22 protein-coding genes are annotated in these 18,636 nt (G+C 72.0%); 19 read left to right on the forward strand and 3 right to left on the reverse strand.

Features of this window, described 5'->3' with window-relative positions; all coding sequences use genetic code 11:
- Window positions 1–9: 9 nt before the first annotated feature.
- The 8 genes from JAV76_RS14190 (at window position 10) to JAV76_RS14225 (ending at window position 6,734) form a co-directional block, all read left to right on the forward strand.
- A complete protein-coding gene (locus tag JAV76_RS14190; protein WP_307844266.1) occupies window positions 10–1,161 on the forward strand; it encodes a DUF3866 family protein in 1,152 nt (383 codons plus the stop codon).
- Window positions 1,158–1,955 carry a DUF4129 domain-containing protein gene (locus JAV76_RS14195; RefSeq protein WP_198734732.1) on the forward strand — a complete coding sequence of 266 codons (798 nt, stop codon included), beginning with the start codon at window positions 1,158–1,160 and terminating at the stop codon, window positions 1,953–1,955. The genes JAV76_RS14190 and JAV76_RS14195 overlap by 4 nt, the downstream gene beginning before the upstream one ends.
- A complete protein-coding gene (locus JAV76_RS14200; RefSeq protein ID WP_198734733.1) occupies window positions 1,952–2,446 on the forward strand; it encodes a hypothetical protein in 495 nt (164 codons plus the stop codon). The genes JAV76_RS14195 and JAV76_RS14200 overlap by 4 nt, the downstream gene beginning before the upstream one ends.
- On the forward strand, window positions 2,443–3,426 hold the full coding sequence (locus JAV76_RS14205) for an AAA family ATPase (protein ID WP_198734734.1): 984 nt from the start codon (window positions 2,443–2,445) through the stop codon (window positions 3,424–3,426). The genes JAV76_RS14200 and JAV76_RS14205 overlap by 4 nt, the downstream gene beginning before the upstream one ends.
- Window positions 3,423–4,715 carry a DUF58 domain-containing protein gene (locus tag JAV76_RS14210; protein ID WP_198734735.1) on the forward strand — a complete coding sequence of 431 codons (1,293 nt, stop codon included), beginning with the start codon at window positions 3,423–3,425 and terminating at the stop codon, window positions 4,713–4,715. The genes JAV76_RS14205 and JAV76_RS14210 overlap by 4 nt, the downstream gene beginning before the upstream one ends.
- The gene (locus tag JAV76_RS14215; protein WP_198734736.1) at window positions 4,712–5,284 is read left to right on the forward strand and encodes a hypothetical protein; all 573 of its coding nucleotides are present in this window, start codon (window positions 4,712–4,714) and stop codon (window positions 5,282–5,284) included. Before JAV76_RS14210 ends, JAV76_RS14215 begins: the two co-directional genes overlap by 4 nt.
- 80 nt (window positions 5,285–5,364) lie before the next feature.
- The gene (locus JAV76_RS14220; protein WP_198734737.1) at window positions 5,365–5,925 is read left to right on the forward strand and encodes a Dps family protein; all 561 of its coding nucleotides are present in this window, start codon (window positions 5,365–5,367) and stop codon (window positions 5,923–5,925) included.
- Between the two features lie 113 nt (window positions 5,926–6,038).
- Window positions 6,039–6,734 carry an IMPACT family protein gene (locus JAV76_RS14225; protein WP_198734738.1) on the forward strand — a complete coding sequence of 232 codons (696 nt, stop codon included), beginning with the start codon at window positions 6,039–6,041 and terminating at the stop codon, window positions 6,732–6,734.
- Window positions 6,735–6,749: 15 nt separating this feature from the next.
- On the opposite strand, the gene JAV76_RS14230 is transcribed toward JAV76_RS14225, so the two are convergent.
- A complete protein-coding gene (locus tag JAV76_RS14230) occupies window positions 6,750–7,331 on the reverse strand; it encodes a site-specific integrase (RefSeq protein WP_230402346.1) in 582 nt (193 codons plus the stop codon).
- Window positions 7,332–7,492: 161 nt separating this feature from the next.
- On the opposite strand from JAV76_RS14230, the gene JAV76_RS14235 reads away from it, so the two are divergent.
- From JAV76_RS14235 to JAV76_RS15305, 8 genes are all read left to right on the forward strand, one after another.
- Window positions 7,493–8,629, forward strand: coding sequence for an LLM class flavin-dependent oxidoreductase (locus tag JAV76_RS14235; RefSeq protein ID WP_198734752.1), 1,137 nt, complete (start codon window positions 7,493–7,495; stop codon window positions 8,627–8,629).
- Window positions 8,626–9,132 (forward strand): MarR family winged helix-turn-helix transcriptional regulator, encoded by a 507-nt coding sequence (locus JAV76_RS14240; protein ID WP_198734739.1) that lies wholly within the window; start codon window positions 8,626–8,628, stop codon window positions 9,130–9,132. Before JAV76_RS14235 ends, JAV76_RS14240 begins: the two co-directional genes overlap by 4 nt.
- Window positions 9,119–9,751: an FMN reductase gene (locus JAV76_RS14245; protein ID WP_198734753.1), complete on the forward strand. Its 633-nt coding sequence runs from the start codon at window positions 9,119–9,121 to the stop codon at window positions 9,749–9,751. The genes JAV76_RS14240 and JAV76_RS14245 overlap by 14 nt, the downstream gene beginning before the upstream one ends.
- A 163-nt stretch (window positions 9,752–9,914) precedes the next feature.
- Window positions 9,915–11,084, forward strand: a complete 1,170-nt coding sequence (locus tag JAV76_RS14250) for an ATP-grasp domain-containing protein (RefSeq protein ID WP_198734740.1) — start codon at window positions 9,915–9,917, stop codon at window positions 11,082–11,084.
- A 61-nt stretch (window positions 11,085–11,145) separates the two neighbouring features.
- A complete protein-coding gene (locus JAV76_RS14255; RefSeq protein WP_198734741.1) occupies window positions 11,146–12,492 on the forward strand; it encodes an MFS transporter in 1,347 nt (448 codons plus the stop codon).
- A 56-nt stretch (window positions 12,493–12,548) separates the two neighbouring features.
- On the forward strand, window positions 12,549–13,265 hold the full coding sequence (locus JAV76_RS14260) for an ANTAR domain-containing protein (protein WP_198734742.1): 717 nt from the start codon (window positions 12,549–12,551) through the stop codon (window positions 13,263–13,265).
- Window positions 13,262–13,507 carry a hypothetical protein gene (locus JAV76_RS14265; RefSeq protein WP_198734743.1) on the forward strand — a complete coding sequence of 82 codons (246 nt, stop codon included), beginning with the start codon at window positions 13,262–13,264 and terminating at the stop codon, window positions 13,505–13,507. The genes JAV76_RS14260 and JAV76_RS14265 overlap by 4 nt, the downstream gene beginning before the upstream one ends.
- Entirely contained in the window at window positions 13,508–13,972 is a 465-nt protein-coding gene (locus JAV76_RS15305) for a GAF and ANTAR domain-containing protein (RefSeq protein WP_198734744.1), read from the forward strand.
- Here the strand turns inward: JAV76_RS15305 and JAV76_RS14275 are convergent.
- A complete protein-coding gene (locus JAV76_RS14275) occupies window positions 13,969–14,940 on the reverse strand; it encodes an ANTAR domain-containing protein (RefSeq protein WP_198734745.1) in 972 nt (323 codons plus the stop codon). The two genes, JAV76_RS15305 and JAV76_RS14275, sit on opposite strands and share 4 nt — an antisense overlap.
- A gap of 239 nt (window positions 14,941–15,179) precedes the next feature.
- Between JAV76_RS14275 and JAV76_RS14280 the strand changes: the two genes are divergently transcribed.
- A complete protein-coding gene (locus JAV76_RS14280; RefSeq protein WP_198734746.1) occupies window positions 15,180–15,983 on the forward strand; it encodes a GAF and ANTAR domain-containing protein in 804 nt (267 codons plus the stop codon).
- Window positions 15,984–16,084: 101 nt separating this feature from the next.
- Window positions 16,085–17,365: a glycosyltransferase family 4 protein gene (locus JAV76_RS14285; RefSeq protein ID WP_198734747.1), complete on the forward strand. Its 1,281-nt coding sequence runs from the start codon at window positions 16,085–16,087 to the stop codon at window positions 17,363–17,365.
- Here JAV76_RS14285 and JAV76_RS14290 read toward each other — a convergent pair.
- On the reverse strand, window positions 17,258–17,881 hold the full coding sequence (locus tag JAV76_RS14290) for a pentapeptide repeat-containing protein (protein WP_198734748.1): 624 nt from the start codon (window positions 17,879–17,881) through the stop codon (window positions 17,258–17,260). The genes JAV76_RS14285 and JAV76_RS14290 overlap by 108 nt on opposite strands.
- A 102-nt stretch (window positions 17,882–17,983) precedes the next feature.
- Here JAV76_RS14290 and JAV76_RS14295 point away from each other — a divergent pair.
- The coding region (locus tag JAV76_RS14295) for an SDR family oxidoreductase (protein WP_198734749.1) at window positions 17,984–18,636 on the forward strand (653 nt) is incomplete at its 3' end.

Here is an 18,636-nt window from a genome sequence, read left to right on the forward strand (position 1 = left end):
GTTGCCGGCGTGATGACGTGCCGCACCGGGGTCGTCGTGTCGCTCGGGCGGCAGTGGACGGGTGCCCAGGAGATGACCGTGGACGTGCCGGACACCGGGCACGTGCGAGCCCTCGCCTACCCGCAGCTCGTGGGTGACGTGCGGCCCGGGGACACCGTGGTGCTCAACACCACCGCCCTCGACCGCGGGCTGGGCACCGGCGGGTACGCCCTCGTCGTCAGCGCCACCACCACCGCCCCGCCCCGCCGCACCCCCGGCCCGGGGCACCTCGTCAAGGCCCGGTACACGCCCCTGCAGGCCATGGTCCTCGGCGTCGACGAGCAGGACTCCCCCCACCACGACACCCTGCGCGACGCCGACGACCTGCACGCCATGCCCGTCGTCGTCGCCGACCTGCACTCCGCGCTGCCCGCCATCGTCGCCGGCGCCCGCCACCAGGCCCAGCTCGACGGCCGGCTCCTGACCATCGCGTACGTCATGACCGACGGCGGCGCCCTGCCCGCCTGGTTCTCCCGCACCGTCGCCACCCTGCGCGAGACCGGGTGGCTCGACACGTGCATCACCGTCGGCCAGGCCTTCGGTGGCGACCACGACGCCGTCACCCTCCACAGCGGCCTCCTGGCCGCCCACCACGTCACCGGCGCCGACCTCACCATCGTCACCCAAGGGCCCGGCAACCTCGGCACCGGCACCCGATGGGGGTTCTCCGGCGTCGCCACCGGCGAAGCCGTCAACGCCACCACCACCCTGCGCGGGCGCCCCGTCGCCTCCCTGCGCATCTCCGGTGCGGACCCCCGCGAACGCCACCGCGGCATCTCCCACCACTCCACCACCGCCTACGGGCGCGTCGCGCTCACCCCCGCCGACGTCGTCGTCCCCCACCTCGCCCCCGCAGCGCACCTCTTCGACACGCCCCACGCCGCCGCAGACCTCGACACCCTCGTCACCACCCAAGCACGAGCGCTCGCGGACGCACCACCGCACCACACCCTCGTGACCGTCGACACCACACCGGAGCTCGCCGACGCCCTCACGCGCACCCCCGCCGCACTGTCCACCATGGGTCGCGGCCTGCACGAGGACCCCGCGGCGTTCCTCGCCACCGCCGCCGCCGGCGTCCACGCAGCCCGCCTCGCCGCACACCGCCGGGACCATCCATGACCCGCAACCACACCAGCACAGAGACCAGCACCGACGCGAGCCCCAGCACCGACACCGCAGCCACCAAGGTCCCGCGCGCGGCCCTGCTCGCCACCCTCACCTGCGCCGTGCTCCTCACCGCCATGGTCGTCGGCGCCGCCCTCAGCGACCCCTGGACCCTCCCGGACACCCCACCCACCGCCGACACACCCACCATCGACACCCCGGCCCCCGCCCCGCTCCCCACACCACCCCCACCCCTCGACGAGCTCGAACCCCGCGAGGGCATGCCCACACCCCTGCGCATCACCATCCTCGGCCTCGTCGCGCTCGCGGTCGCCGTGTACGCGCTCATCCTCCTGCGCGCCCTGAGCACCTGGCTCCTGCGCGAGATCCGCGCACGCCGCGCCGCCACTACCGCAGCCCGCTCCGGCGCCGACCCCACCGACGGGACACCAGCCCGGGCCACCACCGTCCCCGACCTCGAGCACGCCGTCACCGACGCCCTCGCCCGCATGGCCGGAGCCACCACCTCCACCGACGCCGTCATCGCCGCATGGCTCGCCCTCGAGGACGCCGCCGGCGCCCACGGCACCACCCGCACCGCAGCCCAGACACCCACCGAGTTCACCCTCGCCGTCCTGCGCACCACACCCGCCTCACCCGACGCCGTCCACGGACTCCTCGACCTCTACCACCAGGCCCGGTTCACCCAGACCCCCACCACCCCCGACCAAGTCACCGCAGCACGCGACCACCTCCACCGCCTCACCGGCGACCTCAGCCCCCGAGACACACCCAGAGACGCCCCATGACCCGCCTGCTCACCTGGATCGTCCTCGAAGGCGCACTCGCCTGGTTCCTGCGCCACAGCACCGGCCTCGACACCACCCACGCCCTCATGGTCTGGGCCACCCTCGCCGCCACCACCACCATCACCCACCACACACCCCGCGGCACCACCGCCCGCTGGCCCCGCGACACCCACGACAAACGCCCCGGCGCACGCGACGACGTCTCCGCCCTCTCCTGGACCCTCTTCGGCAAGGACGACACCGCCTCAGCCAGCGCCATCCGCACCCTGCGCACCATCACCACCACCCGCCTGCACACCCACGGCATCGACCTCGACGACCCCACCCACGCACCCCAAGCCCGCGCACTCCTCGGACCCGACCTCCACGACCTCCTCCACACCCCCCACGCACGCCCACCCATCACCACCCTCGAACACCACACCACCACCCTCGAGAACCTCCCCCCACCACCCACACCCACCCACCGACGCACAAGGACCCACCGATGACCACACCCACCATCACCCCCCTGTCCGTCGACCAGATCGCCACCCACGCCCAGAACGTCCTCACCGAGGTCGCCACCACCGTCGTCGGCATGCACCAACCCCTCCGCACCGCACTCGCCGCCATCCTCGCCAAAGGCCACGTCCTCTTCGAAGACGTCCCCGGACTCGGCAAGACCCTCGCCGCACGATCCCTCGCCACCGCACTCGGACTCGACTTCACCCGACTCCAGTGCACCCCCGACCTCCTCCCCTCCGACATCACCGGCTCCACCGTCTACAACCCCACCACCCGCACCTTCGACCTCCATCCCGGACCCGTCTTCACCGGCCTCTTCCTCGCCGACGAGATCAACCGCACCCCACCCAAGACACAATCAGCACTCCTCGAAGCCATGGCCGAGCACCAGGTCACCATCGACGGCACCACCCACCCCCTCCCCCAGCCCTTCCACGTCATCGCCACCTCCAACCCCGTCGAGTACGAAGGCACCTACCCCCTCCCCGAAGCCCAGCTCGACCGCTTCATGGTCCGACTCGCCGCCGGATACCCCGACCGCGACGCAGAAACAGACATCCTCACCCGCCGCCTCCACCGCCAGCACGACACCCCCCACACCAACCCCGTCATCGACACCACCACCCTCCTCGCCATGCAAGCCGGCATCGAGACCATCACCGTCCACCCCGACGTCATCCGCTACTGCGTCGACCTCACCGCCACCACACGCACCCTCGCCGAGCTCGAAGTAGGCGCCTCCCCCCGCGGATCACAGACCCTCCTCCTCGTCGCCCGCGCACTCGCCGCCATCGACGGACGCCCCTACGTCCTCCCCGACGACATCAAGACCATCGCCGTCCCCGTCCTCGCCCACCGCCTCACCCTCAGCCCCGGCTCCTGGGCCGCAGGAATCAACCCCCAACGCCTCATCACCGACCTCCTCGACCACGTCCCCGGACCCACCACCGTCGCCACCCCATGACCACACCCACACCCACACCCACCCGCTGGGCACGCGACCACACCCACACCATCACCACCCTCCTCGGCACAGCGCTCGCGGCCGCCGGCCTGCTCCTCGGTCGCCCGCACCTCGTGGCCCTCGCCACCCCGCTGCTCCTCACCGTCGTGTGGTCCACCTGGAACAGGCCCGCACGGCCCACCGTCGCGGGCACGACGGCGTCGGACACCGCCGTCCGGACGGACGAGCTCGCCACGACCCTCACCGTCACCGCACCGGCCGGGGCGCCCCTCGTCCACGTGCGCACCGCAACCCCCGGGGCCCGCCGCACCGACACGCTCCTCGCCGTCCACGGGACCCGCCACATCCCCGTGAGCGTCCCCTCCGTCCGCACCGGGACACGCGAGCTCTTCACGACGGACCTCGTCACCAGCACCACCGACGGCGCCTGGCACCACGGACCGCAGCGGCTGGACCCCGACCACGTCCTCGTCCTGCCCCGCACCACCCCCCTCGAGCAGACTCCCGTCTCCACGCGCCTGCGAGGACTGACCGGCCCGCACACCTCCCGGCGACTCGGCGACGGCACCGAGCTGCGCGACATCGCCCCCCTGCTCCCGGGCGACCCGGTCCGTCGTGTCGACTGGCGGGTCACCGCGCGGCGCTCACCCACGCTCGACACCCTCTACGCCCGCCGCAACCAGGCCCCCGCGGAAGCTTCCGTCGTGCTCGTCATCGACTCCCGCGACGACGTCGGCCCCGAGATCTCCACGTGGGGCGCCTACCGGGACACCCGGCCCGACCGTCAGACCTCGCTCGACATCGCCCGCGAGGCCGCCGCGACCATCGCCCGCACCGTCCTCGCCGGCGGTGACCGTGTCGGCCTCGACGATCTCGGCCGGCTCCACACCCCCGTCCCCCTCGCAGCAGGGACCCGCCACCTGCACCGCATCCACCACGCCCTGGCGCTCGCCCGGCCCCACGGAGCACCCCGCACGCGCACCCGCCCACCCCAGGTCCCCACCGGTGCGCTCGTCTACGTCTTCTCCACGTTCCTCGACGACACCGCACCCCAGGCCGCCCTCCACTGGGCCGCAGGCGGCCACCAGGTCATCGCCGTGGACACCCTCCCCGTCGAGGACACCTGGGGACTCAGCACGCGCGAGCACCACGCGTGGCGCCTCACCGCCATCCAGCGTCACGACCGTCTCCACACGCTGCGCGCCGCGGGCCTCGCCGTCGTCCGGTGGACCGACCCCAGCACGGCGCAGGACCTCCACGCCGGCACCCGCGAACGGCACCACGCATGAACCCCCGCGACGCGGACCGGCCCGCCACGACCACCACGCTCACCACCGGACCCACGGTGCCCGGATGGGTCATGCACCTCACCGCCACCGTCACGGCCCTCGCCGCCGTGCTCGTCACCACGTCCACCACCCGGCTCGACACCACCACGGTCACCCTCGTCCTCGCCGGGCTGCTCGGGTTCGCCGTGGTCGGTCTTCGCCGCCCGGGCTGGACCTTCACGGTCGTCGCCGCGTCCACCGTCGCCGCGACCTCCCTGCTCCTCCCGGACACCTACACGTGGCGCACCCCCGTCCTCGTCCTCGCCGTCCACCTCCTCGTCCGCACCGGATGGTTCACCACCAACGTCGCCCCGACCGCGCGCATCGAGACCGCGGTCCTCAGCACGGTCGCCCGCCCCTTCGTGGCCACGAACCTCGTAGGGCAGGCACTCGCCCTCCTCGCCGGCGCGCTCACCACGGCCGCGCCCCACCCCGTCGCGGCGCTCGTCGGCGGAGGGGCCCTCGTGGTCCTCGCCGCGCTCCTGCTGCTCCCCGGGCGTCGCCACCGCGACCGTTCACCTCTGGCGTAACTTCTGCGCTCCCACCAGGGCGCGTGCACGATAGGGAACGAGGCGAGACACGCCCCACGAACCTCTGGAGGAGAGTGCGCATGGCAACCCGTAAGCAGCTGCCCAAGTACACGGTCCCGTCCCTCACGCCCGAGGAAGGCGCTCAGGTGGCGCAGATCCTGCAGCTGCGCCTGCACGCCCTGAACGACCTGGCCCTGACGCTCAAGCACATCCACTGGAACGTCGTCGGCCCCCACTTCATCGCCGTCCACGAGATGATCGACCCCCAGGTGGACGCCGTGCGCGCCATGGTCGACGTCATCGCGGAGCGCATCGCGACCCTCGGCGTCGCCCCGACCGGTACCCCGGGCGCCATCGTCGAGGCACGCACCTGGGACGACTACTCCCTGGGTCGCGAGACCGCGATCGCCCACCTCGGTGCCCTCGACGAGGTGTACCAGGGCGTCATCACCGACCACCGCAAGGCCGCCGAGGACGTCGAGGAGCTCGACGACGTCACCAACGACCTGCTCATCGGTCACCTCCACGAGCTCGAGCTGTTCCACTGGTTCGTCCGTGCGCACCTCGAGTCCAGCGGTGGCGAGCTGAGCACCGCCGGCGCCACCACGGAGCGCGGCGCGGCCGACAAGGCGACCGAGTAGCGAGCGACGCAACGCACGACGACGCCCCCACCGAGCGCACGCCCGGTGGGGGCGTCGTCGTGCACGGGACGCGCCCACCGATGCGGCCCACCCGGGTCGGTAGGCTCGTCCCGATGTCCACCTCCCCTTCCGGCCCCGTCCCATCTTTGCCCTCCACGGTCGCCGGTGCGTCCGAGCACACGACCGTCGTCAAGAAGTCCCGGTTCCTGACGCACCTCGAGCACGTGGCGAGCGTCGCGGAGGCGGACGCGGTGATCGCCCGCGTCCGCAAGGACCGGTGGGACGCCCGCCACCACTGCGTGGCGCTCGTCGTCGGGACGGACGCGGACCAGCAGCGCTCGTCGGACGACGGAGAACCGGCAGGCACGGCCGGGATACCCATGCTCGAGGTCCTCCGGCACCGGTCGGTCACGGACGTCGTGGCGGTCGTGTCCCGCTACTTCGGTGGTGTTCTCCTCGGTGCGGGCGGGCTCGTCCGCGCGTACTCGGGTGCGGTCGCCGACGCCCTGGACCGCACGCCCGCGGTCCACCGCGCGCTCATGGAACGTGTCCTCGTGGACGTCCCCTACGAGGACGTCGGGCGCGTCGAGAGCGCCGTCCGCGACTGGGCAGGCACGCACCGCTCGGTCCTGGTCGACGTCGAGTACGGCACGAGCGCGGTCCTCACTCTCCTGGTCCCGCCCGACCGGGTCGACGTCCTCGACGGTGCCGTCGCGGCATGGAGCGCCGGCACGCTCGACGTCGTCCGGTGCGGCAGCGCCGTCGTGGACCTCCCCGGCGACGTGCCCGGGGCCGTTCCCCCGCGCTGAGCCTGCACGGCCGCGTCAGTCGCCCCGGCCGTCGTCGTCCGTCCCGTCCCACCAGGCCCGCCGGACCTGCTCGAACCGGGTGGGCAGAGGCATCCGGAAACCTGCGTACCGAGCGTTGGTGCGGTGGATGAAACGCCGCCAGGACAGGACCAGCCCCTGCCGGGTGATGGGCAGACCGGCGATCACGGTGGTCCCGTTGTCGTGCGTGTGGTGCACGGTGAGCAGGAGCGCCCTGGGCACCGACCCCTCGAGCTCGGCGCACAGCTCCTCACGGACCTGGAACCACCGGCGCACCACGACGGCAGCCCCGTCGTCCAGCAGGTGCTCCTTGCGCGTGCGGTGCTTGCCGTGGTGGACGACGACGCTCTCCGCGTCCGGTCCGAACGAGTCGACCGTGCAGCGCAGCAGGTCCCCGTAGCGGGCGCCCGTCGCCCTGCTCAGGCCGACGATGACGGCCAGCCGCACCATCTCGGGCTTCGCGCCCTCACGCATCGCCTCCCCCGCGAGCTCGCGCCACACCCACTCCGCCTCGTCACGCGTCACGGGCGGCCGTGGGTATCTGTTCGTCCCTGCTGGTTCTTGGGTCTTGGACTGCATGAGGTGAGTGTTCCAGAGTGTATGCAGCGCTTGGCACACTATTTATTTCTTGAGGAGTGCGGATCGTCGAGGAGGGATGGTGTGCGGGAACAGAATGCCGACCTCGATGGTTGAAGGTTGAACTCATGCAGTTGCATCGATCTCGTCAGGAGCTGGACGCCATGCAGTTCGGAATCTTCACCGTCGGGGACGTCACCCCCGACCCCACCACCGGCCGCACCCCCACCGAGCACGAGCGCATCAAGGCGACCGTCCAGATCGCGCTGAAGGCCGAGGAGGTGGGCCTCGACGTCTTCGCCACCGGGGAGCACCACAACCCCCCGTTCGTCCCCTCCTCCCCCACCACGACGCTCGCGTACATCGGAGCCCGGACCTCCCGGATCCTGCTCTCCACGGCGACGACCCTGATCACGACGAACGACCCGGTGAAGATCGCCGAGGACTACGCGACGCTCCAGCACCTCACCGACGGGCGGACCGACCTCATGATGGGCCGCGGCAACACCGGCCCCGTGTACCCCTGGTTCGGCAAGGACATCCGGCAGGGCGTGGCCCTGGCTGTCGAGAACTACGCGCTCCTGCACCGGCTGTGGCGCGAGGAGGTCGTGGACTGGGAGGGGCGGTTCCGCACTCCCCTGCAGGGCTTCACCGCGACGCCGCGCCCGCTCGACGGCGTGCCGCCCTTCGTGTGGCACGGGTCCATCAGGACGCCCGAGATCGCGGAGCAGGCCGCCTACTACGGCGACGGGTACTTCCACAACAACATCTTCTGGCCCCTGAGCCACACCCGGCAGATGGTGGCCCTGTACCGCCAGAGGTTCGAGCACCACGGGCACGGTCCCGCCGACCAGGCGATCGTCGGGCTCGGCGGCCAGGTGTTCATGCGGAAGAGCTCCCAGGACGCCAGGCGCGAGTTCCGCCCCTACTTCGACAACGCCCCCGTCTACGGGCACGGGCCGTCCATGGAGGACTTCACGGCACAGACGCCGCTCACCGTCGGCAGCCCGCAGGAGGTCATCGACCGGTACGCCGCCATGCGCGACCACGTCGGTGACTACCAGCGCCAGCTGTTCCTCATGGACCACGCCGGGCTGCCGCTGAAGACCGTCCTCGAGCAGCTCGACATCCTCGGCGAGGAGGTCGTCCCCGTGCTGCGCAAGGAGATGGCCGTCGGACGGCCCGCGCACGTGCCCGACGCACCGACGCACGCCTCCCTCGTCGCGCAGGCTGCGAGCGCCGCGGCGGAGGGCTCGTCGGACGCGGCCGTCGGTGCTGCGGGCGCTGGTGGTGGGCGATGAGCGTGGACGTGGGGGCGGTGCGTGCGTGGGAGGTGCTGTCGCGGGCGCAGTCGGTGCTCATGCGGCGGTTCGCGGCGGAGGACGTGTGGTTGCCGTTGTCGGTGCGTGAGTACGACGTGCTGTACACGTTGAGCCTGTCGGGTGTGGGGGTGGGTGTGCGGTTGCACGTGCTCAACGAGGGGGTGCTGCTGAGTCAGCCGTCGTTGAGCCGGATGGTGGAACGGTTGGAGGGCAAGGGGTTCGTGGTGCGGGGGCCGGATCCGCGGGATCGTCGGGGCACGGTGGTGTCGCTGACGGCCGAGGGGTTGCGGGTGCAGCGGGTGGTGGGTCGTCGGCATGCGCGGTCGATATCGGAGCATCTGGGGGCTGCGTTGGACGCGTCGGAGCTGGCGACGTTGGAGGAGCTGTGCGCGAGGTTGTTGCGGGTGCACGGAGGTGGGTCCGTGGGTGTGGTCGAGGAGTCTGAGGAGGTCGGTCGTGGTGGACGGTATGCGGGTGTCTGAGGACGTGCGTCGGGTGGTCGTGGTGTCGGCGGGGCTGGGGCGGCCGTCGTCGTCGCGGTTGTTGGCGGATCGTCTGGTGTCGGCGGTGTCCGGTGCGGCGGGTGCGCGTGGGTTGTCGGTGGAGGTGGAGGTCGTGGAGCTGCGGGACGTGGCGCACGACGTGATGGATGCGATGCTCACGGGTTTCGCCGGTCCGCGTCTGGAGCCGGTGGTCGCGGCGGTGGAGGGTGCTGATGCCCTGGTGGCGGTGACGCCGGTGTTCACGGCGTCGTCGTCGGGGTTGTTCAAGTCGTTCTTCGACGTGCTGGACTCGAAGGCCCTGGTGGGTGTGCCGGTGCTCATGGGGGCGACGGCGGGGTCCGCTCGCCATTCGTTGGTGCTGGAGCACGCGGTGCGGCCGATGTTCGCGTACCTGCGTGCGGTGGTGGTGCCGACTGGGGTGTTCGCGGCGTCGGAGGACTGGGGTGCTGCGGGGTCGGTGGGTGGTGATCTGGCGTCGCGGGTGGAGCGTGCGGGTGAGGAGCTGGCGGCGGTTCTGGCGCAGCGTGGGCCTCGGGTGCGCGAGGTGGATCCGTTCGCCGGGCTGGTGTCGTTCGAGGACCAGCTGGGGGCTCGGTGAGGTGAGGGGGGCTCGGCGCGGCGGCTGGTGTGAGCGGGTGAGAACTGGTACGCCCGGGCCCCTTCCGTTGGCGTGGATGACGAGTAGTGTTGCGCCTGCGTGCACGGTTCAGCGCCGTACCTGCGCGCTTCCCCCTCCCCTCTCTCATGCCAAGCAGGGACCGTTGACACTGAACATCTGGCTCAACCGGACGTACGCCACGAACTACTGGTTCCTGCAGATGCTGCGGTCGAACCCTGACGGTGTGGACGTGAGGTTGTTCGCGACGCACACGGATCCGACGTCCCCTGTGCTGCAGGCTGCTGACGTGAGCGGTGCGGAGCCGTCGGTGTCGGGTGACGCGTACGTGGACTGGGTCCTCGAGTACTGCGTGACGAACCGGATCGACGTGCTCCTGCCCGGCCGTGGTGTCCTGGGGATCGCGCAGCGGGTGGAGGAGTTCGAGGCGGTGGGTGTGCGGGTGCTGGTGTCTCCTGCGGCGTCGATCGCGTTGCTCGACGACAAGGACGCGACGTACTCGTCGGCGTCGGCGCTGGGTCTTCCGGTGCCTCCGTGGCGGACTGCGCGGGGCGCGCAGGAGATGGCGGAGGCGTACGCGTCGTTGCGTGCGGAGCTGGAGCCGGGCGAGGCGGTGTGCATCAAGCCGGTGGTGGGTGTGGGCGGTGAGGGTTTCCGCGTGGTCGACGACCGGGCGTTCTCGTTGGACGACCTGCTGGCTGCCCCTGCGCACCGTGTCCGGTTGGACGACGTGCTGTCGGCGATGAGAGCGGCCGAGGACGCGGGGCGTGAGGTGCCGCGGTTCATGGTGCTGCCGTACATGGCGTCGCCGGAGATCAGCGTGGACTGCTTGTCGACGGCGTTCGGTGAGACGTTGGCGGCGCTGCCGCGTGCGAAGGCCGGGCGGCAGCGGACGTTCGAGGCGCACCGCCCGGAGGCGGTGGAGATCGCGCGACGCGTGGTGGACTCCTACCAGCTGGCGTACCTGTCGAACACGCAGCTGCGGTGGTGGCGGGGTGAGCTGGCGCTCCTCGAGGTGAACACGCGTCCGTCGGGTGGCTTGTACGCGTCGCAGCTCACGGGTGTGAACCTGCCGTGGGCGGCGGTGCAGCTGGCGACGACGGGGTCGACGGGTGTGGGGTCGGTGGACGTCCCGCAGCTGGGCGGGCGGTTCGTCACGGTGGAGACGATGGTCCCCCTCCCCCAGGGCGCGCCGGTAGAAGACCCGGCGAGGTCGTTGCCGGCGTCCGCGAACGTGAACCCCGGGCTGGCGAAGACGGGCGAGGCGGAGGACCTGGAGGTCTCGGTGCGGCGCCTGGCGGGCTTCGGGTCCTGAGCGGGCGCGCGCACTAGGGTTGTCCCGGCGCCGCGCAGGGTGCGCGGACGGGAAGGACCACATGACGCAGAGCCGTTCGCAGCGTCTGGACGCGTTGCCGGTGACGAAGGAGCACCGTCGTCTCCTCGTGGGGTCGGGCGCCGGGTGGGCGCTGGACGCCATGGACGTGGGCCTGATCTCGTTCGTCATGACGAGCCTGACGGTGCACTGGGGGTTGTCCCAGGGTGAGGTGTCGTGGGTGGCGTCCGTGGGGTTCCTCGGGATGGCGCTGGGGGCGACCCTGGGTGGGTTGCTCGCGGACCGCGTGGGCCGGCGCAACGTCTTCGCGCTGACGCTCCTGGTGTACGGCCTGGCGACGGGTGCATCGGCGCTGTCGTGGTCCTTGGGTGCGCTCCTGGTGACGCGGTTCGTGGTCGGTCTGGGCCTGGGGGCGGAGCTCCCGGTCGCATCGACCCTGGTGAGCGAGTTCGCCCCCGCTCGGGTGCGTGGGCGCATGGTCGTGATCCTCGAGGCGTTCTGGGCCGTCGGGTGGCTCGCGGCGGCCGTCATCGGGTATCTCGTGGTGCCGCGGGGCGCCGACGGGTGGCGGTGGGCGCTGGCCCTGGGGGCCGTGCCCGCCGTGTACTCGGTGGTGATCCGCCGCGCGCTGCCGGAGTCGGTGCGGTTCCTGGAGTCCGTGGGGCGTGACGCGGAGGCCGAGGAGACGGTGCGGCGCTTCGAGAGGTCCGCCGAGCAGGGGCGTGCGGTCGCTCCCCCGGCGGACGGCACGACGACAGCACCGAGCGCGACGGACGCGACCGCGAGCGCCCCGGTGCGGGGCTTCGCGGGTGTGTGGTCGCCGGCCTTGCGGGTGCGGACGGCGAGCCTGTGGGTGGTGTGGTTCGGTGTGAGCTTCGCATACTACGGGGCGTTCATCTGGTTGCCGACGTTGTTGCACGCGTCGGGGTTCTCGATGGTGAAGTCGTTCGAGTACACGTTGATCATCACGCTGGCGCAGCTTCCTGGGTACGCGGTGGCGGCGGTGCTCATCGAGCGGTGGGGGCGGCGGTCGACGCTCGGGGTGTTCCTCGTGGGGTCTGCGGTGTCGGCGGGGCTGTTCGCGAACGCGGGGTCGGTGGCGACGGTCCTCGCGGCGGGGATGGCGTTGTCGTTCTTCAACCTCGGTGCGTGGGGGGCGTTGTACGCGATCACGCCGGAGATGTACCCGACGTCGGTGCGGGGCACTGGGTCGGGGTGGGCGGCGGGGTTCGGGCGGATCGCGTCGATCATCGCGCCGTTGACGGTGCCGGCGTTGTCGTCGGCCGGGGGGACGGGGCTGGTGTTCGGGGTGTTCGCGGCGGCGTTCCTCGTGGCGGCGCTCGGTGTGCTGGGTCTGCCGGAGCGCCGTGGCGTGGCTCTCGAGGCGTAGGTGCGTCCTGGGACTCTCGGCGTACGGTTGCAGGACGTCCTGAACCGAGGTGTCTGATGACCGACAAGGCTGATGTCCTGGCGCGCCTGGCCCATGTGGTCGCGCGCAGCCAGGCCGAGGAGCCGCTCGTGGCGCGGCTGTGCCGAGCGAGCGTGGACGTCCTCGGTGGGGACGGTGCCATGATCACGCTCTCCTCGACGGGTGCGAACGTCATACCTGTGTGCGCCACGGATCCGACGGGTGCGCGCCTGGAGGACCTTCAGGAGGTCCTCGGCGAAGGGCCGGGCGCTCTCTCGCTGTCGTCGGGGAGGATCGTCGTGTCCCGGGTGGACAGCGACGACCGGTGGCCGATGCTCGCCGGTGCGGTGCTGGACGCTCTGGGACGCGTCGTGGTGCACGCCATACCCATGCGCCCGGGGACCACGACCCTCGGGGTCCTCAGCCTCTACACGCAGGGCGACGAGCACGGTGGGAGCAGCGCGACGCACGAGGACATGCAGTTCCTCGCCGACGCCGTGGGCGCGGCGCTGCTGCAGGACGGCGATGTCGCAGCCCAGGTGGGGCGCAGCGCCTGGGTGGACCGGGCGCGGGTCCACCAGGCGACGGGCATGGTCGTGGCGCAGCTGGGGACGGGTCCCCAGGACGCGCTCGCGCTGCTGCGCGCGCACGCCTACGCCAGCTCGGTCTCGCTCGACGACATCGCTGCCGCGGTGCTCGACCGCAGCCTGAACTTCACCGACTCGACGAACCAGGACTGGAGTGAGGACCGATGACGGCGCCGACGGCTGCCCACGTGCTCGCGGACATCACCTCCGAGATGCTGGGTGACCATGACATCACCGACCTGCTGGCCCGCCACCTGCGCCGTGCGAGCGCGTCGCTCGACGCAGCGGCGATGGGGATCCTCCTCGGGGTCTCCGGGGAACCGTTGGAGCTCCTGAGCGCCACGTCCCACGCGGTGACCGAGCTCGAGGTGTTCCAGTCGCAGGTGGACGAGGGGCCGTGCGTCGACTGAGTGAACGACGGTGTCGACGTCGTGCGGGTGGGTGCGGACGCCATCCTGGAGACGTGGCCCACCGTCGGTCCGGCGATCGTCGAGGCCGGGTACTCGTCCGTGTACGCCCTCCCGCTCGTCGTGCAGGGGCGGCCCATCGGCGGCCTGAACGTCTTCACCGCGCACGGGGTCACCTGGGACGACGAGCAGCGCCAGCTGGCGCGCACCTTCGCGGACATCGTCACCCTCGCGGTGGTGCAGTCGTCGCCTCGGGACCAGGACGACCTGACGGCGAGGGTCCACCACGTCCTCGAGGGGCGCGTGGTGGCCGAGCAGGCCAAGGGTGTGCTCGCCTATGACGAGGACCTCGAGATGGGCGACGCCTACGAGCACCTCCTCGACCTCGCGCACCGCGAGGGGATCACGATGACGGCGGCAGCCCGCGCGGTCATCGACGGTGCTGCCCGCAGGCGGTCGAGCACCTAGCGCCGGGACTCCACCGGCCGCGCCAGCGCGGAGCGGTCCCAGCCGCTGACGTGGACGGTGATCCCGCCCCGGTGGAGGGCCGTGACGGCGCTGCGGAGCGCCGTGGTCGCGGTCTCCGTGCCTGGCACCGCGGCCAGGTCGAGGTGGACGGTCCGGACCTCGTCCGCCCCGAGGGTCAGGGCCTGGACGCACTGGTCGAGCGCCTCGGCACACTCCTCCAGCGGACCGGTGATGCGGATGTCGGCGTCCCACATGGTCCGCCAGGTCACGTCGAGGCACCCCGCGCCCCTCGTTGTCGGGGAAGGCAGGAGCTTCTCGACCCGACGGTCGTGACGCGCCGTGCGGGCGTCGTCACCCGGCTCGGTCGTCTCCGGTAGGAATCCGTTGCGACGGTCTGCGTAGCGCACCAGGCGCTGGGACAGGGATGTCAGCTTGGTGTTCGTCGAGTTGGAGTGCCAGCGCAGGAGGTCGAAGGCGTCGTCGTCGCTCACCCCGTGGACCTCCATGAGGATGCCCTTGGCCTGCTCGATGGTGGCCGCGTGCTCACGGAACGCGACCACGGCCGCCCGCACCTCGGTGTCGACGACGTCGCGGTGGGTCTCGGTGAGGTCCGCCATGTACCCGGTGATCCGGTCCACCTGGCCATCGGCCCCTCGCAGACCCTCCCCCACCACGACGACCGTGCGCACCGCCCCGTCGGCCGCCACGACCCGGTGGAGGGACGTGAGCATCCCCCCGGACGCCCGCACGGTGTCGAGCTGCGCCGTGATACGAGCACGGTCCTCGGGGTGCTTGTGCGCGAGCACGAGCTCGAGGGTGGGGCGGACCTCACCGGTCCGGAAGCCGTGGATGTGGAACATCCCGTCGGTCCACTCCACGAGGCCCGTGGACAGGTCGATCGTGAATCGGCCCACGGTCAGCGCCGTGGCCTGGGCGAGCAGCTCAGAGCTGTCCGTCGCGCGCGGCATCCTCTACTCCTTCGACGCGAACCGCACGGACCTGCTGCTAGACCCAGACGGGACCATACGTCGCCGGTTCGCGGGGCGCAAAGCGGGATCGCCGGGCAGCGGTCGTCCGGCGCGCCCAGACCGCCGAAGCGCAATAGTGTGGGGGTACCGCGGGCTTGCCCCTTTCCTGCCGCGTCCGGCATCGCGGAGAACAGCGGGAGCCCGCTCCGGCGTCCGTGCAGATCTGAGGAGACCGCGAGATGACCAGCACAGACAGCACCCGTACCGTCGAGACGACGACCGGGGGGGACCCTCTCGTCCTTCCGGACATCATCGACCTCGGCGTGGGCAAGATCACGTCTGTCGACGACGCGCTGATCGTCGACCGGGTGGCCGCTGCCGCGCGCAGCCTCGCCGAGCAACCGGGGCTGGAGCAGACCCTCGAGCACGCCGTCCAGCAGGCCGTCGCCCTCGTGGAGGGCTGCGAGGCCGCGGGGGTGTCCCTCATGACGGGCCGCACGTCCGTGACCACCGCCGCGCAGAGCGATCCGCTCGTGGAGCGCGGAGACGTCAAGCAGTACGAGCTCGACGAGGGCCCGTGCCTCGACGCCATCCGTGAGGCGGAGCTCGTGTGGTCGGACGACCTGGCGCAGGACCCGCGCTGGCCCCGGTGGGCGCCCTGGGCGGTGAAGGAGCTCGGTGTGCGGAGCATGCTCTGCGTCCAGCTCTACACGTCGGCCACCAAGCACGGTGCTCTCAACCTGTACTCCACCGAGCCGCACGCCTTCCCGCGGTCCGCGCACCCCGTGGCCGCCATGTTCGGCACCATCGCCGTGGTCGCTCTCCAGGGCGCGCGCACCAGCGACGAGCTGCACTCGGCGCTGCACAGCCGCAACCTCATCGGGCAGGCGCAGGGCATCATGATGGAACGGTTCGGGGTGTCGGCCGCCCAGGCGTTCTCCGTGCTGAGCCGCGTCTCGCAGGACTCCAACGTCAAGCTCGTGGAGATCGCCCGCCAGGTCACCGAGAACCGCGAGGTCCCCGGGCTCCCCTCCAAGCACTGAGCAGACGCCCGGCACGCTCGGACGTGATCCGACGACGGGTGTTCACCGGCCCGACGGTCGCCGTTGGGCCGTGCGGTCCCCTGGCGTGATGGTCTGTGCGTGTGAGGATCGCGATCGTCGCCGAGTCTTTCCTGCCGTCCGTCAACGGTGTCACCGGCACCGTGCTCCGCGTCCTGGAGCACGTCGAGGCGTTGCGCCTCACAGGCGTGCGCCACGAGGTCCTGGTGGTCGCACCCGAACCCCAGGCGGCAACCCGTAGCGTCGCACCGCCCGCGGGGACGAGCCGCGACGGAAGCCCTGGATTCGTCCCGGACGGTGTGCGCGTGGTGCGGGTGCCCGCCGTCGCCCTGCCGGGCTACCCGGACGTGCGCGTCGCTGCGGGCTCCCCCGCACGCCTGGTGCGGGAGCTGCGGGACTTCCGCCCCGACGTCGTGCACCTCGCCTCCCCCTTCGTCCTCGGTGCCCGCGGGGCCCGTGCCGCGCAGGCCCTGGACGTGCCCTGCGTGGCCGTCTACCAGACGGACGTGCCGGCGTACGCGCACCGGTACTCCGCACCGGGCCTCGAACCCCTGCTGTGGTCGCACGTGCGGCGGGTCCACGAGAGGGCCGCGCTGACCCTCGCCCCGTCGTCCGCGGCGTGCGCGCAGCTCGCGGCGCACCGCGTGCCCCGGGTGCGTCGCTGGGGGCGCGGTGTCGACGTGGCGGGCTTCTCCCCCGAGCGCAGGGACGCCGCGTGGCGGGCGGCCGTCGCACCGGGCGGGGAGGTGGTCGTCGGGTACGTGGGGAGGCTGGCACCGGAGAAGCAGGTGCAGGACCTCGCGGTCCTCGCCGACGTGCCCGGTGTCCGCCTGGTGGTGGTGGGCGACGGGCCGGCCCGCGGGGACCTCGAGCGGCTCCTGCCCGGGGCGGTGTTCACCGGGCAGCTGTCCGGTGCGGCGCTGCACTCCGTCATGGCGAGCCTCGACGTGTTCGTGCACACCGGGGAGCTGGAGACCTTCGGGCAGACCCTGCAGGAGGCGCACGCGAGCGGCGTGCCGGTGGTCGCACCGGCGCGGGGCGGCCCGGTGGACCTCGTCGACCCCAGCCGCACCGGGTGGTTGTACGCCCCGGGGGACCTCGTGGGCCTGCGGTCGCACGTGGTGGACCTCGTGGGTGACGCGCGCAAGCGGCAGGCGTTCGGGCGCGCTGCGCGCGCCGCCGTGGAGGGCCGCACGTGGGCACGGGTGTGCGACGAGCTGATGGGCCACTACGCGGACGTCGTGGCCGGGGTGCACCTAGCGGACGTCGAGCCCCATGGACTCCACGAGCACGACGGCCTGCCCGGGGTCGACGACCGCGCCGCGCAGGGTCGTGGCGAGCGGGTCGACGGAGCCGAGGTCTGACCCGCGCAGGTCGGCGCCGGCGAGGTTCGCCTTGCGGAGGGTCGCGCCGGAGAGGTCGACGTCGCGCACGGTGGCCTGGGTGAGGTCGGTCCCGGTGAGGTCGGCCTCGCGCATGCGGGCCCCTGTGATGGTGGCCTTCCGCAGGTCCGCACCGGCGAGCCCGACGAACGACCAGTCGCCGCCGCTGATGGTGAGCAGCCTGTAGTCGCAACGGTCGAACACCGATCCGATGGCCTTGCACCCGGTGAAGGTCGCGTCGAAGAGGTTGCACCCCCGGAAGGTGCAGCTGACGAACGCGGTGCTCGTGTGGGTCGAGGCGTTGAGGCGGCAGTCGACGAACGTGCAGTCGGTGAACCGCGCGGACGTCGTGGTGATCTCGGTGAGGTCGCACCCGACGAAGCGGACGCGCACGTACTCGGCGCCCGAGAGGTCAGCCCCACCGAAGTCGTGGTCACGGATCTCGGTGTCGACGACAGGTTCCGGGGCGTTGGGCGTCTGTCCTGGGGTGCGGGGCATGCCCACCAGTATCGCGTGGGGCTGAGGCCTGGTGCGGTTGCGGGAGGCACCCGGTCAGCGTATCCACGAGAGTGACACGCACCACACCTGAAGGAGACTGTGATGACCGACGAGACGACTCCCGCTCCCCCGGCCGACACCCAGCGCCCGCCCCAGCGGGTCATCGTCACCGGGGGCGACTCCGGGATCGGCAAGGCGTGCGCGGTCGCTCTGGCCGCCCCCGGCGTGCAGGTGGCCCTCACGTGGCACACGGACGAGACGGGCGCACAGGACGCCGCGCGCGAGGTGGAGGCGGCGGGTGCGACGGCGCACGTGCGCCACCTGGACCTCGTGGACCCTGCGGCCGGCGCGGTGGTGGTCGACGACCTCGCCGGGGTGATGGGCGGGGTGGACGCGATCGTGCTGAGCTCGGGCACGGGGACCGCCACGCCGTTCCTCGACCTCACGCTGGAGGCGTGGCGCGAGGTCGTGTCGGTGGACCTCGACGGTGCGTTCGTCTGCATGCAGGCCTCGGCACGCCACATGGTGGCCGGCGGGCAGGGCGGTCGCGTGGTGGCGATCACCAGCGTCCACGAGCACGCACCCCGGGTGGGGGCCGCGCCGTACTGCGCGGCGAAGGGCGGCCTGGGTCTGCTGGTGAGGACTGCGGCGATCGAGCTCGCGGACCACGGCATCACGGTGAACGCCGTGGCACCCGGGGAGATCGCGACGCCCATGACCGGGCAGGAGGACGAGTCGGTGATGACGCAGAAGCG

The organism is Sanguibacter suaedae, from assembly GCF_016342785.1.
Lineage (GTDB): Bacteria > Actinomycetota > Actinomycetes > Actinomycetales > Cellulomonadaceae > Sanguibacter > Sanguibacter suaedae.

What these genes read in the sequence shown, in the direction of transcription:
- JAV76_RS14200 (WP_198734733.1), top strand. Translation starts at nt 1,952, where the DNA reads ATGACCCGCCTGCTCACCTGGATCGTCCTCGAAGGCGCACTCGCCTGG.
- JAV76_RS14265 (WP_198734743.1), top strand. Translation starts at nt 13,262, where the DNA reads ATGACGGCGCCGACGGCTGCCCACGTGCTCGCGGACATCACCTCCGAG.
- JAV76_RS14225 (WP_198734738.1), top strand. Translation starts at nt 6,039, where the DNA reads ATGTCCACCTCCCCTTCCGGCCCCGTCCCATCTTTGCCCTCCACGGTC.
- JAV76_RS14215 (WP_198734736.1), top strand. Translation starts at nt 4,712, where the DNA reads ATGAACCCCCGCGACGCGGACCGGCCCGCCACGACCACCACGCTCACC.
- JAV76_RS14210 (WP_198734735.1), top strand. Translation starts at nt 3,423, where the DNA reads ATGACCACACCCACACCCACACCCACCCGCTGGGCACGCGACCACACC.
- JAV76_RS14290 (WP_198734748.1), bottom strand. Translation starts at nt 17,881, where the DNA reads ATGCCCCGCACCCCAGGACAGACGCCCAACGCCCCGGAACCTGTCGTC.
- JAV76_RS14220 (WP_198734737.1), top strand. Translation starts at nt 5,365, where the DNA reads ATGGCAACCCGTAAGCAGCTGCCCAAGTACACGGTCCCGTCCCTCACG.
- JAV76_RS14275 (WP_198734745.1), bottom strand. Translation starts at nt 14,940, where the DNA reads ATGCCGCGCGCGACGGACAGCTCTGAGCTGCTCGCCCAGGCCACGGCG.
- JAV76_RS14230 (WP_230402346.1), bottom strand. Translation starts at nt 7,331, where the DNA reads ATGCAGTCCAAGACCCAAGAACCAGCAGGGACGAACAGATACCCACGG.
- JAV76_RS14205 (WP_198734734.1), top strand. Translation starts at nt 2,443, where the DNA reads ATGACCACACCCACCATCACCCCCCTGTCCGTCGACCAGATCGCCACC.
- JAV76_RS14240 (WP_198734739.1), top strand. Translation starts at nt 8,626, where the DNA reads ATGAGCGTGGACGTGGGGGCGGTGCGTGCGTGGGAGGTGCTGTCGCGG.
- JAV76_RS14245 (WP_198734753.1), top strand. Translation starts at nt 9,119, where the DNA reads ATGCGGGTGTCTGAGGACGTGCGTCGGGTGGTCGTGGTGTCGGCGGGG.
- JAV76_RS14235 (WP_198734752.1), top strand. Translation starts at nt 7,493, where the DNA reads ATGCAGTTCGGAATCTTCACCGTCGGGGACGTCACCCCCGACCCCACC.
- JAV76_RS14260 (WP_198734742.1), top strand. Translation starts at nt 12,549, where the DNA reads ATGACCGACAAGGCTGATGTCCTGGCGCGCCTGGCCCATGTGGTCGCG.
- JAV76_RS14195 (WP_198734732.1), top strand. Translation starts at nt 1,158, where the DNA reads ATGACCCGCAACCACACCAGCACAGAGACCAGCACCGACGCGAGCCCC.
- JAV76_RS14255 (WP_198734741.1), top strand. Translation starts at nt 11,146, where the DNA reads ATGACGCAGAGCCGTTCGCAGCGTCTGGACGCGTTGCCGGTGACGAAG.
- JAV76_RS14280 (WP_198734746.1), top strand. Translation starts at nt 15,180, where the DNA reads ATGACCAGCACAGACAGCACCCGTACCGTCGAGACGACGACCGGGGGG.